The organism is Rhodococcus ruber, from assembly GCF_016804345.1.
In the GTDB taxonomy this organism is placed as follows: domain Bacteria; phylum Actinomycetota; class Actinomycetes; order Mycobacteriales; family Mycobacteriaceae; genus Rhodococcus; species Rhodococcus ruber.
Genome location: NZ_CP044211.1, coordinates 1,638,306 through 1,652,829 on the forward strand (window position 1 = coordinate 1,638,306; position 14,524 = coordinate 1,652,829).

Annotated in this window: 12 protein-coding genes; 8 read left to right on the forward strand and 4 right to left on the reverse strand. The window is 72.5% G+C overall.

Going from position 1 to position 14,524, the window contains the following annotated elements; genetic code table 11:
• The first annotated feature begins 43 nt into the window (after nt 1–43).
• On the forward strand, nt 44–1,225 hold the full coding sequence (locus F1734_RS07750; protein WP_051009366.1) for a sensor histidine kinase: 1,182 nt from the start codon (nt 44–46) through the stop codon (nt 1,223–1,225).
• Nucleotides 1,222–1,839, forward strand: coding sequence for a response regulator (locus tag F1734_RS07755; RefSeq protein WP_017679467.1), 618 nt, complete (start codon nt 1,222–1,224; stop codon nt 1,837–1,839). The genes F1734_RS07750 and F1734_RS07755 overlap by 4 nt, the downstream gene beginning before the upstream one ends.
• Before the next feature lie 3 nt (nt 1,840–1,842).
• Here the strand turns inward: F1734_RS07755 and F1734_RS07760 are convergent, their stop codons facing one another.
• Nucleotides 1,843–2,310: a heme-binding beta-barrel domain-containing protein gene (locus tag F1734_RS07760; protein WP_010592996.1), complete on the reverse strand. Its 468-nt coding sequence runs from the start codon at nt 2,308–2,310 to the stop codon at nt 1,843–1,845.
• 115 nt (nt 2,311–2,425) lie between these two features.
• On the opposite strand from F1734_RS07760, the gene arcA reads away from it, so the two are divergent.
• The gene (gene arcA, locus F1734_RS07765) at nt 2,426–3,658 is read left to right on the forward strand and encodes an arginine deiminase (protein WP_017679468.1); all 1,233 of its coding nucleotides are present in this window, start codon (nt 2,426–2,428) and stop codon (nt 3,656–3,658) included.
• On the opposite strand, the gene arsC is transcribed toward arcA, so the two are convergent.
• Nucleotides 3,655–4,002 carry an arsenate reductase (glutaredoxin) gene (arsC, locus tag F1734_RS07770; protein ID WP_026137470.1) on the reverse strand — a complete coding sequence of 116 codons (348 nt, stop codon included), beginning with the start codon at nt 4,000–4,002 and terminating at the stop codon, nt 3,655–3,657. The genes arcA and arsC overlap by 4 nt on opposite strands.
• Nucleotides 4,003–4,116: 114 nt before the next feature.
• Here arsC and F1734_RS07775 point away from each other — a divergent pair, with 114 nt between their 5' ends.
• Together F1734_RS07775 and F1734_RS07780 are read left to right on the forward strand one after the other, a co-directional pair.
• On the forward strand, nt 4,117–4,479 hold the full coding sequence (locus F1734_RS07775) for a GntR family transcriptional regulator (RefSeq protein WP_017679470.1): 363 nt from the start codon (nt 4,117–4,119) through the stop codon (nt 4,477–4,479).
• 36 nt (nt 4,480–4,515) lie between these two features.
• Nucleotides 4,516–5,076, forward strand: a complete 561-nt coding sequence (locus F1734_RS07780; RefSeq protein WP_017679471.1) for an SAM-dependent methyltransferase — start codon at nt 4,516–4,518, stop codon at nt 5,074–5,076.
• On the opposite strand, the gene F1734_RS07785 is transcribed toward F1734_RS07780, so the two are convergent.
• Nucleotides 5,027–6,535 (reverse strand): dolichyl-phosphate-mannose--protein mannosyltransferase, encoded by a 1,509-nt coding sequence (locus F1734_RS07785; protein ID WP_174557556.1) that lies wholly within the window; start codon nt 6,533–6,535, stop codon nt 5,027–5,029. The genes F1734_RS07780 and F1734_RS07785 overlap by 50 nt on opposite strands.
• A gap of 71 nt (nt 6,536–6,606) precedes the next feature.
• On the opposite strand from F1734_RS07785, the gene rsmI reads away from it, so the two are divergent.
• The 3 genes from rsmI (at nt 6,607) to F1734_RS07800 (ending at nt 13,262) form a co-directional block, all read left to right on the forward strand.
• A complete protein-coding gene (gene rsmI, locus F1734_RS07790) occupies nt 6,607–7,467 on the forward strand; it encodes a 16S rRNA (cytidine(1402)-2'-O)-methyltransferase (protein WP_017679473.1) in 861 nt (286 codons plus the stop codon).
• A gap of 33 nt (nt 7,468–7,500) precedes the next feature.
• Complete coding sequence (locus F1734_RS07795) at nt 7,501–8,895, forward strand: alanine/glycine:cation symporter family protein (RefSeq protein ID WP_203011498.1); 1,395 nt, start codon at nt 7,501–7,503, stop codon at nt 8,893–8,895.
• A 383-nt stretch (nt 8,896–9,278) separates the two neighbouring features.
• Nucleotides 9,279–13,262 carry an nSTAND1 domain-containing NTPase gene (locus F1734_RS07800; RefSeq protein ID WP_203011499.1) on the forward strand — a complete coding sequence of 1,328 codons (3,984 nt, stop codon included), beginning with the start codon at nt 9,279–9,281 and terminating at the stop codon, nt 13,260–13,262.
• On the opposite strand, the gene F1734_RS07805 is transcribed toward F1734_RS07800, so the two are convergent.
• The gene (locus F1734_RS07805) at nt 13,201–14,499 is read right to left on the reverse strand and encodes an aminodeoxychorismate synthase component I (protein WP_010592987.1); all 1,299 of its coding nucleotides are present in this window, start codon (nt 14,497–14,499) and stop codon (nt 13,201–13,203) included. The two genes, F1734_RS07800 and F1734_RS07805, sit on opposite strands and share 62 nt — an antisense overlap.
• Between the last annotated feature and the right edge of the window lie 25 nt (nt 14,500–14,524).

Genomic DNA, 14,524 nt, shown 5'->3' on the forward strand with positions numbered 1-14,524 from the left:
AGTAGGAGGCGGCGGCGTGGTCGGCGGTGTTAGCGTCGGTGCAATGCAGACCGCCCGACCGCACCCTCCCGAGGGGACGGTCCCGGTGCTGCGTGCGATGCAGCTGGGCCAGCACGCGCTGTTCGTGCTGCTGCTGCTGGTCGGGGCACTGCGCGGTGCCGGCTCGGCGGGGGTGCTGGTCCTCGCGGGCGCCGAATTCGCCTGGTACGTCTCGGGGCTGTGGTTCGCCCGGCGCGGATCCCGCGGCGGAATCTGGCTGGCGGTGCTGCTGGCCGGGTGGCTGGCGCTGGTGCTGCTCGCGCCGGATTTCGTGTGGCTCGCCTTCGCGCTGTTCTTCCTGTGCTTCCATCTGCTGCCCACGGTCGCCGCGATCGCGGCGACCGCGGCACTGACGGCGGTCGCGATCGCCGCGAGCATCGGGCACGGCACCGCCAACCCGACGGCCGCCGTGCTCGGGCCCCTGTTCGGGGCGCTCGTGGCGTCCGGCACGGCCCTGATCTACCGCCAGCTCGTGCGCGACGCGGAGCAACGCGACGCGCTGCTCACCGAACTCACCGCGGCGCACCGCGAACTGCTCGACGCCCAGGACGAGCTGGTGCGGTTGCAGCGGGAGACCGGCGCCACCGCCGAACGGGCCCGCCTCGCCCGCGACATCCACGACACGCTGGCCCAGGGCTTCTCGTCGATCCTGCTGCTCGCCCGCGCCGGGTTGCGGACCGGCGGCGACACCGCGGCGCTGCTCGGCCGGATCGAGGAGACCGCGCGGCGCAATCTCGTCGAGGCCCGCCGGGTCGTGGACAAGCTGCGTCCGTCCGACCTCGACGACGCGCCGCTGGCGGCAGCCCTCGGCCGCGTCCTGGACCGGTTGCGCGGTGACACCGGCATCGACGCCGAACTGCGCGTGGACGGTGAACCGCTGCCGCTGCCCACGGGATTCGACGTGGCGTTGCTGCGGGTGGCGCAGAGCGCGCTGGCGAACGTCCGGCTGCATGCGCGGGCCCGCCGCGTGCGGGTGACCCTCGCCTACGCCCCGGACGAGGTCCGGCTCGACGTGGTCGACGACGGAGCCGGTTTCGACGTCGACGCGGCCGGTTCGGGCGGGGGCTTCGGGCTCACCGCCATGCGGGATCGGCTCGCCGAACTCGGCGGCGCGGTCGTCGTCGAGTCGGCGCCCGGCGACGGAACCGCCGTGGCCGCAACGCTTCCCGTGCGGATGCTGCCGTGATCCGGGTGCTGCTCGTCGACGACCATCCCGTCGTGCGGGCGGGCCTGCGCGCGCTGCTCGCGTCGGAGCCCGGGCTCGAGGTGGTGGCCGAGGCCGCGTCCGGGCAGGAGGCCGTCGCCCAGAACGCCGCGCACCGCCCGGACGTGGTGCTGATGGACCTGCGGCTCGGACCCGGGATGGACGGGGCGGACGCGACGGCCGAACTCGCGGCCGCGCCGGATCCGCCGAAGGTGCTGGTGCTGACCACGTACGACACCGACTCCGACATTCTGCGCGCGGTCGAGGCGGGGGCGGCCGGCTACCTGCTCAAGGACGCCGACCCCGCCGTGCTCGTCGACGCGGTGACCCGGGCGGCGCGGGGCGAAACCGTGCTGGATCCCGGTGTGGCGCAACGTCTCTACCGCAGCATGCAGACACCCCGGGTGGAGCTGAGCGCCCGCGAGATCGAGGTGCTCGCCGCGGTGGCGCGCGGCCTGTCCAACCGGGCCGTCGCCAAGGAACTGTTCGTGAGCGAAGCCACCGTCAAGTCCCATCTGGTGCACGCGTTCTCGAAGCTGGGTGTGGACTCGCGCACCGCGGCGGTCGCCGCGGCACGCGAGCGCGGCCTGCTCTGAGGGTCAGCCGGCGCGTCGCAGCGTCGCGTGCAGATGGTGCGTGAGCGGGGTCTGCGCGTGCGCCATCCACAGGTCGTAGGACAGGTCGTCGCCGTCGAGTACGAACCGCCGCCGCAGCTCGTGCACCGGCTTGGCGTGCGGAGAGCGCTCGAGGTGGACGGGCGTGAAGTCGAGGACGCCCTGGGTGAGCCGGGAGCGCTGGATCTCGACGAATCCGGTCGGCTGGGAGACCAGCAGCTCCACGTCGTGGTCGGCGAGACGGAGGTAGCCGTTCTCGGTGTGCATGGGCTGACCGGTGCCGGGGTTCTTCGTGCGGCTGACGTACATCAGGAACGGCTTCCCCGGGACGGCGGTGAAGTCGATGGTCTCGTCGTAGGTGAAGTCCTCGATGGTGGGGTAGTGGCCTTCGCCGCCGCCCACCCAGCGGCCGGCGAAGTCGGCGAGGTCACCGAGCGGGTCGGTGTCGGTCATGAATGTCTCCTCGGTCGTCGGGCACCGCCGATCCTGCCACCGCGGATGGACGCCGGGTCGGGTTCGGGGAGTTTCGGCGCACCGTGAGGCGGCCCGCGGCATTACGGTCTATTCCATGAACGCTGCGCTGGGTGTGGACTCCGAGGTGGGGGCGCTGAGAGCGGTGCTCATGCACCGGCCGGGCGCGGAACTCGAACGCCTGACTCCCCGCAACAACGACCAGTTGCTGTTCGACGCGCTGCCCTGGGTGGCGCGGGCGCAGGAGGAACACGACGCGTTCGTCGAGCTGCTGCGGGGGCGGGGCGTGGAGGTGCTGCTCCTGTCCGACCTGCTCACCGAGACCCTCGAGGTCAGCGGCGCCGCCCGCGTCCAGGGGGTGTCGTCCGCGGTGGACCCGCGCCGGCTCGGGCACGGGCTGGCGCACGAACTCGCCGCCCACCTGCGCGCGATGTCCGCCGCGGACCTCACCCGCGTCCTCGTCGCGGGCATGACGTTCGACGAACTGCCCGCCGCGGGACTCGGGGCCGCGCCGTCGCTGGTGCGGTTGATGCACCACGGTGCCGACTTCGTGATCGAGCCGCTGCCGAACCTGCTGTTCACCCGGGACTCGTCGTTCTGGGTCGGTCCCCGGGTCGCGATCCCCACCCTGGCCCTGCCGGCCCGGCGCCGGGAGGCGGCGCTCACCGACCTGATCTACGCGTTCCACCCGCGGTTCCTGGGGGTGCGGCGGGCCTACGAATCGCACACCGCGCCGGTCGAGGGCGGGGACGTGCTGCTGCTCGCTCCGGGCGTCGTGGCCGTGGGCGTGGGGGAGCGCACGACCCCGGCGGGTGCGGAAGCGCTCGCTCGGAGCGTCTTCGAGGACGGTCTCGCGCACACCGTGCTGGCGGTGCCGATCGCGCAGCAGCGGGCCTCGATGCATCTGGACACCGTGTGCACGATGGTGGACGTCGACGCCGTGGTGATGTACCCGGCGGTGCGGGAGACGTTGCAGGCCTTCACTCTCCGCCGGGAGAACGGTGACGTCCGGATCAGTGGGCCGCGCGGGTTCCTCGAGGCGGCCGCCGACGCGATGGGGATCGAGAAGCTCCGCGTCATCGACACCGGCCTCGATCCGGTCGTCGCCGAACGGGAACAGTGGGACGACGGCAACAACACCCTGGCCCTCGCGCCCGGCGTGGTGGTGGCCTACGAACGCAACCTCGAGACCAACACGCGCCTCGAGGACGCGGGCATCGAGGTGCTGCGCATCGCCGGGTCCGAGCTGGGCTCCGGACGCGGCGGGCCCCGCTGCATGTCCTGCCCGCTCGCCCGCGCCCGGCCGACCGCGGGCGAGGCGGGGACCTAGAGGATCTCGCGCACCTTCTCGACGGGCCGGGCCAGGACGGTGCCCTTGTCGGTGACCACGATCGGGCGCTCGATGAGGATCGGATGGGCCACCATCGCGTCGAGCAACTCGTCCTCGGAGGCATCCGCCAGGTTCAGCTCGCCGAACAGCGACTCCTTCCGCCGGATCGCCTGGCTCGGGACCAGGCCGGCGTCGTCGAGCAGCTTGCGCAGCCCGTCGCGCGACGGCGGGGTCTCGAGGTACTTGACGACGGTCGGTTCGAGGCCCGCCTCCTGCAACACCTTCAGGGTGTTGCGGGACGTGCTGCACCGGGGGTTGTGGTAGATCGTCGCGGTCGTTGCCATGGCCACATTCTGCCGTGCGGCACGGGCGAGTGCGGGGGTGCCGCGGCGCATTCGGGAACGGTCGGCCGGCACTGTTAGCCTCGACGCACCATCAGCCCACCTGAGGACGCCCCGATGCTCGACATCGTCATCGACCCCGGCTCGCCGGTCCCGCCGTACGAGCAGTTGCGCCAGCGGATCGTCACGATGGTGCGGCGCGACGAACTGATCGCCGGCACCAAGCTGCCCACCGTCCGCGGGCTGGCCGAACACCTCGGCATCGCCCCGAACACCGTGGCCAAGACCTACCGTGAGCTCGAGCAGCTCGGCATCATCGAGACGCGGGGCCGGGCGGGCACGTTCGTCGCGGATTCCGGTGACCCGACCCGCACGCTCGCCCAGCGCGCCGCCACCGGCTACGTCCGCGAACTGCGCACCCTCGGCATGTCCGACGACGAGGTGCTCGAGTTCGTCGTCGCGGCGCTGCGCGGCGCCTGAAACCACCGACACCCACCCGTCAACGAGGAGTTTCCCATGAGTGGCACCGTGCCGGCGCGCATCGCGTTCGCGGTCGAGGCCATGGATCCGCAACCGGGCAGCGACGTGCTCGAGATCGGCTGCGGAGGGGGCGTCGCGCTCGCGCTCGTGTGCGAGCGGCTGCGCCGCCGCGGCTGCGTCGTGGGGGTGGACCGCTCGGCGACGCAGATCGACCGGGCGCGTCGCCGCATCCGGGACGGCCTCGACGCCGGGCTCGCCGAACTGCGTGTCGGCGAGTTCCCCGGCGTCGACCTGCCGGGGTCGTTCGATCTCGTCTTCGCCGTCAACGTCCCCAGTTTCCGCAGCGACGACCCCGCCGCGCCGACGGCTGTCGCGTCGCTGTTGCGACCCACCGGCGAGCTGTGGGTGTTCGACGAACCCCCTCCGGGGCTGGCCGTCGGACCGGTGTCGATGCGGATCAGCGCGCTGCTCTCGCGCTGCGGTTACGCGATCGTCGACATCGTCGAGGGCGGCCGGACCGTCGGCGTGCGGGCCGCGCCCGCGGACGTCACCGCCAGCTCGGCAGCCACAGCTGCTGGTGCCACGTCTCCACGGTGATCGGCGCGGCCGTCAGGATCGGCCACAGCCACACGAAGTTCGCCACCACCAGGCCGACGTAGAGGCACACGACCAGCAGACCGGTCGACCGCCGCTCGGTCGAGGCCCGCGGCGATCCGAGCACGTCGCCGAGCACCAGTGTCAGCCCCATGACCAGGAACGGCGCGAGCGGAACCGCGTAGAAGTAGTACATCTGCCGGTCGAGCGTGGCGAACCACGGCAGCAACGTCGCCGCGTACCCGGTGAGCACCGCGGCCCACCGCCAGTCCCGCCGCACCAGCAGTTGCCATCCGCCCCACACGAGCATCGGCAGTGCCAGCCACCACATCGCCGGGGTGCCCACCAGCATGACGGCCTTGACGCACTGCTCACCGCCGCACCCACGGATCTGCTCGCCGTCGGCGAAGTAGTACAGCATCGGACGCAACCCCATCGGCCACGTCCACGGCTTGGACTCCCACGGATGCACGTTGCCGGCCGAGTTCGTCAGACCCGAGTGGAACTCGAGCACGGAGGCGCTGTAGTACCACAGCGAGCGCAGCGCGTCCGGCACGAACGAGAACGCCCCGTCCGTGCCGATCTGCCGGCCCACCGCATGCCGGTACACCCCGGTCTCGCCCGCGAACCACGCCCAGAACGTCGCCAGATACACGGCCAGCGGCACCACCACGAGCGCGTAGAGGGCCGGGCCGACGTCACGCAGACCGGTCCCGAGCCACGGTCGTCGCACGCCGTAGGCGCGGCGCGCGGCGACGTCGAACGCCACCGACATCAACCCGAAGAACGCGATCAGATACAGCCCCGACCACTTCGTGCCCACCGCCAGGCCCAGCAGCACACCGGCCCCGAACCGCCACCACCGCACGCCCAGCCGGGGACCCCACACCGTGTCGGCGATGCGTCCCTCGGCGTGCACGCGCGCCATCCGCGCCCGCACCTCGTCCCGGTCGACGATCAGGCACCCGAACGCGGCGACCGCGAACAGCGCCAGGAAGATGTCCAGCATCCCGAGGCGCGACGAGACGAAGGTGACGCCGTCGGCGATCAGGAGAATCCCGGCCAGACCGCCGAGCAGGGTCGAGCGGGTCAACCGCCGCACGATCCGCACCACCAGCAGGACCAGCAACGTCCCGGCGACGGCGGCCGAGAACCGCCATCCCCACCCGTTGTAACCGAACAACGCCTCGCCGAGCGCGATGAGCTGCTTGCCCACCGGTGGGTGCACGACGAGGCCGTAGCCGGGGTTGTCCTCGATCCCGCCGCCGGTGAGCACCTGCCAGCCCTGCGGGGCGTAGTGCTTCTCGTCGAACACCGGTGTCTTCGCGTCGGTGGGGTAGTGCAGCATCGTGAACCGGGTGATCGCCGCGATCGCGGTGACGAACAGCGTCACCACCCAGCCCCGGCCGCGGTCGACCGGACCGAAATCCGATGCCGGCACCGTCGGACCCGGGCTGTGCATCCGGCGACGGTCCGATGCCTCGGCAGGGCGCTCGTCCGTCACGGTCACGTCCCGATCGTAGGCTGAGGCGCATGCAGCCAGACAATCCGGGACAGGGCCGGCTCGTGCTCGCCGCCACCCCCATGGGCGACATCGGCGACGCCTCCAAACGGCTCTGCGACGCGCTCGGCACCGCCGACGTCGTCGCGGCCGAGGACACCCGTCGGACCCGGTCGCTCGCCGCCGCGCTGGGGGTCACCGTCACCGGGCGGGTGGTCAGCTTCTACGACCAGGTGGAGTCCGCCCGGACCCCGGCGCTGGTCGCCGACATCGAGGCGGGCCGGACGGTGCTGCTGGTCACCGACGCCGGGATGCCGTCCGTCAGCGATCCCGGCTACCGGCTGGTGGCGGCGTGCGTCGCGGCCGGGCTGCCCGTCACGTGCCTGCCCGGTCCCTCCGCGGTGACCACCGCGCTCGCGCTGTCCGGTCTGCCGGTCGAGCGGTTCTGCTTCGAGGGCTTCCCGCCCCGCAAGGCCGGCGCGCGTCGCGCGTGGCTGCAGACCCTGACCGCCGAGCCGCGCGCGGTGGTGTTCTTCGAGGCCCCGCACCGCCTCGCCGCGTGCCTGGCCGACGCGGTCGACGTGCTCGGCGGGCAGCGACGCGCCGCGGTGTGCCGGGAACTGACCAAGACCTACGAGGAGGTGCGTCGCGGCACGCTCGCGGAGCTGGCGCAGTGGGCCGCCGAGAGTGCCCGCGGCGAGATCACCGTCGTGCTCGAGGGCGCCTCGGCGCAGGTGGCGGAGCCTGCCGACCTGGTCGACGCGGTCGAACAGCTCGTGGCGGACGGGGTGCGGCTGAAGGACGCGTGCGCCCAGGTCGCGACCGCCGGGGTCTCCAAACGCGAACTGTACGACGCGGTACTGGCCGCGCGGCAGGACGAGTCGTCGTCGTAGACTCTGCCCCTTACCGCGCAGCAGGAGGTACGGATGGAGTCGGTGAACGAATTCCTCGTCGAGGTCGCGTCGGTGGTATGGGGCCCGTACATGCTCATACCGCTGCTGCTGGGCACCGGCGTGATCCTGACGGTGCGGCTGCGGGGGGTGCAGTTCCGCAAGCTGTGGCCGGCCCTGCGGCTGGGGCTGATCATCCGGAAGGACCCGGACGCCACCGAAGGTGACATCTCTCAGTACCAGGCACTGACGACCGCCCTGGCCGCCACCGTGGGCGTCGGCAACATCGCCGGTGTCGCCACCGCCATCTACTTCGGCGGGCCGGGGGCTCTGTTCTGGATGTGGATCACCGGCCTCGTCGGCATGGCCAGCAAGTACTCCGAGGCGTTCCTCGGTGTCAAGTATCGCGTCACCGACGCCAAGGGCGAGCAGTCCGGCGGCCCGCAGTACTACCTGGCCCGCGCCATCCCCAACAAGTTCGGTCTGGTGCTGAGCCTGATGTTCGCGGTGTTCGCGGTGCTCGCCAGCTTCGGCATCGGCAACATGACGCAGGCCAACACCGTCGCCACCCAGATGGACTCCACGTTCGGGGTACCGACCTGGCTGTCCGGGATCGTCATGACGGTGCTCGCCGCCGCGGTGCTGCTCGGCGGCATCAAGTCCATCGGCAGGGTCACCGCCGGATTCGTGCCCGCGATGATCCTGCTGTACGTCGGCGCCGGGATCATCGTCCTCGCGGTCAACATCACCGACATCCCCGAGGCGTTCGCCCTCGTGTTCACCGACGCATTCACCGGCACCGCCGCGACCGGCGGCTTCATCGGTTCGGTGTTCATGATCGCCCTGCGCTACGGCGTGGCCCGCGGCATCTTCTCCAACGAGTCCGGCATGGGCAGCGCCGCGATCGCCGCTGCCGCCGCGCAGACCACCCACCCGGTCCGGCAGGGCCTGGTGTCGATGACCCAGACCTTCATCGACACGATCATCGTCGTGACCTTCACGGGCATGGTCATCATCACCACCGGAGCCTGGACATCCGAGGAGCAGGGCGCGGCGATGACCTCCCTCGCCTTCTCGGACGGCCTCGGCGGTGACTGGGGCAGCTGGATCGTCACGATCTCCGTGGTGTTCTTCGCCTTCTCGACGATTCTCGGGTGGTCGTACTACGGCGACCGCTGCGTCGAACGTCTCGTCGGCCGCGGCGGCGTCCTCCCGTACCGGGCGATCTTCGTACTCGTCGTCTACGTCGGCGCCACCACCGAGCTCGAGGTGGTGTGGAACTTCTCCGATGTGATGAACGGCCTGATGGCACTGCCCAACCTGATCGGGCTGCTCATCCTCTCGGGACTCATCGCCCGCGAGACGAAGGAGTACCTCGCCCGGGATCCGTACCTGCTCGGCGCGAAGGACAGCCGCACGCCGACGCGGTAGCCGCGGCCGGGCGTTACGGCGCGGCCGAGGAGAGCGCGACGATCAGCAGCACGGCGACCGCGACGATCAGGGCCGCGACCAACGTGGGCGGAACGCCGTGGACGATCCGGTCGACGAGCTTGTACACGGTCCCTCGGTTCGGGTCGCGCGCCGCCTTCCCTCCGCACCGGGCGGAACCACCCCTCGTCGGGTTCCGGCCGGTGTGGAGGTGCAGCGCGTCGCGGGGTCTTCCCGCTCGGGAACAACTCTGTCGGGGATATCCCGGGTGACCAACCGGTTCGCGTCCCGCTCGCGATATCATCCCAGGTCAGGACCGGTGAGGAGTTTTTCCGCAGCGGACGATCCGGGCCCTCGGGGGGTGCGGAGCAGGGAGGATGCGGGAGATGGAACCGGTCGACGAGCGAACCGCGGCGGAGCCCCGGCAGCTGTTCGCCGACCAGCTCCGGACGCTGTTCGCGGCGGCGGGACGTCCCGCGCTCAAGAAGGTCGCCTCCGAGGCGTCGGCCGTCGCCCGCTCCGTGGGCAGCGAGCGCACCGTGTCCGTGCAGCGGATCAGCGACTGGCGATCCGGTGCCCGGGTACCCGCCACGTTCGAGACGATCCGTCCGGTCCTGGTGGTGCTGATCCGCTCCGCCCGGGCTCTGCACGCGCAGCCGCCGACGCCCGGCCTCTACTCGATCAAGCAGTGGGAGCGGTGGTGGGAACACGCCCGGGGACCGGCCGGGCGGGCCCGGACGGAGCCCACCGAGCCGCCCGCCGCGGCACTGCCCCCCGGCGTGCGGCCCTACCGCGGTCTCGAGGCGTACCGCGATCGGGACGCGCAGCTGTTCTTCGGCCGGGCCCGGAGCGTGCGCGAACTCGCCGAGACCGTCGTCGCCGCCCACGGTCACGGCATCGTGGTGGTGACCGGTGCCTCCGGCGTCGGCAAGTCCTCCCTCGTGCAGGCCGGCCTGGTCCCGGAACTGTGCCGTGACGACCGTTGGCGGCCGGTGGTCCTGACCCCGGGACGGCACCCGGTGGCGCAGCTCGTCGAGTGCGTACCCGAACTCGCCGACATCTCGGATGCGGACGAGCCGACCGCGGTGGCGCGGCTGCACGCCGCCGCCGCCCGAGAGGGCAGCGCGGGCCTGCTGATCGTCGTCGACCAGATCGAGGAGCTGTTCACCCACTGCGAGGACGCGGCCGAACGCTCGGCGTTCCTCGCGCTGCTCGATCAGGCCGCGACCGTCGGTGACGGCGACACACCGGTCTCGGTGGTGGCCACGCTGAGATCGGACTTCTACGAGCGGGCCGTGACCTATCCCGTGCTGGCCCGGGCGCTGGAGCGGCACAGCAAGACGGTCCAGCCCCTGACCCGGGACGACCTGGTCGAGGTGATCACCGCGCCGGCGCGGTTGCTCGGTCTGCGGTTCGAGCCGGGCCTGGTCGAACTGATCCTGCACGACCTCGGAGTGCTGACCGACGACGACGTCGGCGGGGCCGAACTGCCCCTGCTGTCACACCTGCTCGACGCCCTGTGGGAACGCCGGCGCGGCGGTCACCTGACCGTGGCCGGGTACCGCGCTACCGGCGGGGTACGCGGATCGATCGCGGCGAGCGCGGAACGTGCGTGGGAAGAGCTCGACGACCGCGGCCGCCGACTCGCGCGCGCGATGCTCGTCCACCTGGTCTACGTGACCGGCACCGGCACCGACGTGAAGATCCGGCGCCCGCTGGATCGGCTGCTCGCCGCCGCCGGCGACGACGCCGAGGCGGGACGCCGGGTGGTCGACCACTTCGTCACCGCCCGCGTCCTCGTCGTCGACGACGGCAGCGTCGAGCTGGTGCACGACACGGTGATCGACGCCTGGCCGCGCCTGAAGTCGTGGATCCGTGCCGACCGTTCGTACGCCGCGCTGCGCCAGCAGATCGAGGCGGACGCGGCGGGCTGGGTCGCGGGCCGCCGGCACGCGGACCTGCTGTACCGGCGGGGCCGGATGGACCTCGTCGCCGAGCACGAGGACCGGGAGCTGGTGGGGCGGACCCCGGCCGGCGGCGTCGAGGCCGCGCTCAGTCCGACCGCGGTGGCCTTCCTCCAGGAGTCGCGGCGGCAGATCCGTCGCCGGACCCGCGTCCGCAACGGTGCCATCGCCGCCCTCGTGCTCTCCACCGTCGTCGCAGTGGTGATGGGGACGCTGGCCTGGGCGGGCAAGAGCCGCGCCGAGGCCGAGCGCAGCGCCGCCCAGTTCCAGCAGGTCGTCGCGCTCGCCGACTCCATGCGGGAGCGGGACCCGTCCACCGCGGCCCAGCTGGCGCTCGCGGCGTGGCGCCTGCGTCCGGACAGCGAGGTCGCGTACTCGCGGCTCGTCGCGACCGAGCAGATGCCGCTGGCACTGCCCCTGGAAGGCCACAGCGGTCCCGTCTACGGGCTGGCGATCGCCCCGGACGGCACCACCCTGGCCTCTGCGAGCGACGACGGCAGTGTCCGCCTGTGGGATCTGTCCGACCGGGGCGCGCCGCGGCCGCTCGGAGCGCTGGTGTCCGACGAGCCCGAGTATCTGGCCTCGGTCGCCTTCAGCCCGGACGGCACCCTGCTCGCGGCGGGTGGTGCAACAGGTGCGGTGTGGATCTGGGACGTCACCGACCGGGACCGGCCCGTCGCGCTGCTGACCGGCGAGGTGTTCGTGCCGGAGGTCGTCCACAATGTGCGGTTCGGCCCGGACGGCCGGTCGCTCGCGGTGCCGTACGACAACGGATCGGTCGTGCTCGTCGACACGAGCGAGCCCCGGACGCGGGGATTTCCCCGCACCGTCCTGCCCGCGCACGGCGCGGCGGTGCGCACCGTGGCGTTCCACCCCGGCGGTACCGTGCTGGCCACGTCGAGCGACGATCGGTCGGTGCGGCTGTGGGATATGACCGACCCGGCCGCCGCCGTGCCCGTCGGCGCTGCGCTGACCGGTTTCCGCGACGTGGCGCACTCCGTCGCGTTCGCCCCCGACGGCCGGACCCTCGCGGTCAGCAGCGACGACGGTGTCGTCACGATGTTCGACACCACGGACCCGGCGGCGGTGCGCCCGACCGGCCCTCCCGTGCAGGCGCACACCGGCGGGGTGTGGACCGTCGCGTTCGCACCCGACGGCCGCACCCTGGCGAGCGCGTCGTGGGACGGGACCGCGAAGCTGTGGGCGGTCGACCCGAAGACGCGGATGATCGACGAGATGCGGCCGGCTCTCGCAGGCAACGGCGGCGGCGTCCCCGCGCTCGCGTTCACCCCCGACGGCGCCGCGTTGGTCACCGGCGGGCACGACGGCAACATCCGGATCTGGACGCTGCCGCGCGGACGCGTCGCGGTCGCGGACTCTGCGCTGACGCTGCCCGCGATCGATCGCTCCGGCTCGTTCGTCGCCACCGGCGGGTACAACTCCTCCGTGCCGCTGTGGCGGATCGGCTCCGACGGGCACTGGGCGCCGCTCGGCGTCGTGGATCGTCCCAGACCGGTGGGCGGCGCGGTGACCACCGCCCTGTCGCCCTCCGCCGCGACTCTGGTCACCGCCTCGACGACCGACGGCGAGATCCACCTGTGGGATGTCCGCGACCCCACGGCCCCGCGGCTGTGGGTGGACCCGATCGTGACCGAGACCCGGTTCACGTCCGAACTCGACTTCGGCCCCGGGGGCACCACCCTCGTCACCGGCCACGACGACCACTCTCTCGTGCTGTGGGACGTGTCGGATCCGGCGCGTCCGGTGCGCCGGGGAGCACCGCTGCGGGGCCCGACGAATCTCGTGCGGGCGGCCGCGTTCACGCCGGACGGCCGGCATCTGGTCGTGACCAGCGCGGACGGCTCGCTCTATGCGTGGGACGTCACCGATCCGTCCGCCCCCGTCGCGCTGCCGGTGTCGGACGGTCACACCGCCGGCGTCAACGCCCTCGCGTTCAGCGCCGACGGCAACGTCCTCGCCACCGGCGGCGACGACCACACGGTCCGCGTGTGGGACCGCGGACCCGACGGATCGTTCACCGTCCGGCCCGACGCGCTGCGCGGCCACACCGGCACCGTCTACTCGGTGTCCGTCACCCCGAACGGCAGCGAGGTGGTCAGCGGCAGCGACGACGGCACGGTACGACTGTGGCACGTCGCCGACTCGGAGCACATGCACCCGGTGGGCGGCCCGATCACCGAGATCGGTGTCGGACGGTGGCAGGTCGGCTTCCTGCCGGGCCGCAACGCCGTGATCGCGGCGGGCGGCGACGGGACGGTGCGCACCTGGAGCCTGGACGTCGAGTCGATCGTCGCGCGGATCTGCGCCTCGACGACGGGCCGGATCACCGAGACGCTGCCACAGTCCGATCTGCCGGTGGCCGGCCGGACGGTGTGCGAGGGCTGAGCCCCAGGATGCTGGCGGCCTTGTCGAGGCACTCCTGCCATTCGGCGTCCGGATCGGAATCGATGGTGATGCCGCCGCCGACGCCGAGCCCGCACGAGCCCGGCGTGTCCGCGTCCCCGCGGCCGAACTCGACGGTGCGGATCGCCACGTTCAGTTCCACCCCGGCGACGGGACTGGCCATGCCCACCGTGCCGCAGTACACGCCCCGCGGGTGCGGCTCCCAGACCTGCAGGAACTCCCGCGCCCGGATCTTGGGGCAGCCGGTCACCGACGCCGGGGGGAATGCCGCATCGAGCAACCGCGCGGTGTCCACCCCGATCCGCAACGAGGCCGCGACGGTGGACACCAGGTGCCAGACCCCGGGGGCCGGATGCACCCCGAGCAGGTCCGGCACGGTGACGCTCCCCGTCTCGGCAACGCGCCCCAGGTCGTTGCGCACGAGGTCCACGATCATCACGTTCTCCGCGACGTCCTTGACGGACGCGCGCAACCGGGCCGGATCGGCGCCGATCGGGAGCGTGCCCTTGATCGGGCTCGACGTCACCCGGTCGCCGTGGCGCGCGAGGAACAACTCCGGTGACAGGGACGCGACCGCACCCCAGTCGCCCGCGACGTACGCCGCCCGGGCCGGGGCGGTGCGCTCGATCCCGTCGGCGAAGAAGTGCAGCGGACTGCCGGACCAGGCACCGGTGAAACGAGTGCACACGCACGCCTGGTAGACCTCGCCGGCGCGGATCGCCTCGAGGCATTGCCGCACGCCGCGGCGGTGGGCGTCGCGATCGGGCGGTGTCCAGTCGATGCGCCACGGTGCCCGAGCGGAGGCGTCGGGCGCCTCGCGGACGGCGGCGGCGAGCCCGGCCGGGCACGCCGCGTCGGTGAGGCTCTCGTACCACCAGCAGCCGTCGTGGTCGAGCCGCAGGACGGTGTCCGTCCATCCTCCGGCCGCGCGAGGCAGCGCCGGGTGGGTGGGCGTGCGGTCCGGATATGCGAGATAGCCGATCCACCCCCCGCCGACGACCGGTTCGCCGCGGCCCGGGGCCGAGCGGCCGCGCAGGACGAAGGCGTCGGCCGGTGGGGTGGCGACGGCACGCACGTGGGGCGCGAGGACCGCAGCTGCGCCGAACCACGTTCCGGTCAGTGCAGCCGGTGGCGGGGCGCCCGCCGCCTCGGCCCGGGCGCCCAGCAGTCGCAGCACCTGCGCCGGGCTGCCCCCGGTGCCGAGCCGTTCCATCCGCATGGGCACAGCTTCCCACGCGGCCCCG

Coding starts and splice junctions, on each gene's coding strand:
- F1734_RS07760 (WP_010592996.1), bottom strand. CDS start 2,310: ATGACCGACACCGACCCGCTCGGTGACCTCGCCGACTTCGCCGGCCGC.
- rsmI (WP_017679473.1), top strand. CDS start 6,607: ATGCAGCCAGACAATCCGGGACAGGGCCGGCTCGTGCTCGCCGCCACC.
- F1734_RS07785 (WP_174557556.1), bottom strand. CDS start 6,535: ATGCACAGCCCGGGTCCGACGGTGCCGGCATCGGATTTCGGTCCGGTC.
- F1734_RS07780 (WP_017679471.1), top strand. CDS start 4,516: ATGAGTGGCACCGTGCCGGCGCGCATCGCGTTCGCGGTCGAGGCCATG.
- F1734_RS07750 (WP_051009366.1), top strand. CDS start 44: ATGCAGACCGCCCGACCGCACCCTCCCGAGGGGACGGTCCCGGTGCTG.
- F1734_RS07805 (WP_010592987.1), bottom strand. CDS start 14,499: ATGCGGATGGAACGGCTCGGCACCGGGGGCAGCCCGGCGCAGGTGCTG.
- F1734_RS07800 (WP_203011499.1), top strand. CDS start 9,279: ATGGAACCGGTCGACGAGCGAACCGCGGCGGAGCCCCGGCAGCTGTTC.
- F1734_RS07775 (WP_017679470.1), top strand. CDS start 4,117: ATGCTCGACATCGTCATCGACCCCGGCTCGCCGGTCCCGCCGTACGAG.
- arcA (WP_017679468.1), top strand. CDS start 2,426: ATGAACGCTGCGCTGGGTGTGGACTCCGAGGTGGGGGCGCTGAGAGCG.
- F1734_RS07795 (WP_203011498.1), top strand. CDS start 7,501: ATGGAGTCGGTGAACGAATTCCTCGTCGAGGTCGCGTCGGTGGTATGG.
- arsC (WP_026137470.1), bottom strand. CDS start 4,002: ATGGCAACGACCGCGACGATCTACCACAACCCCCGGTGCAGCACGTCC.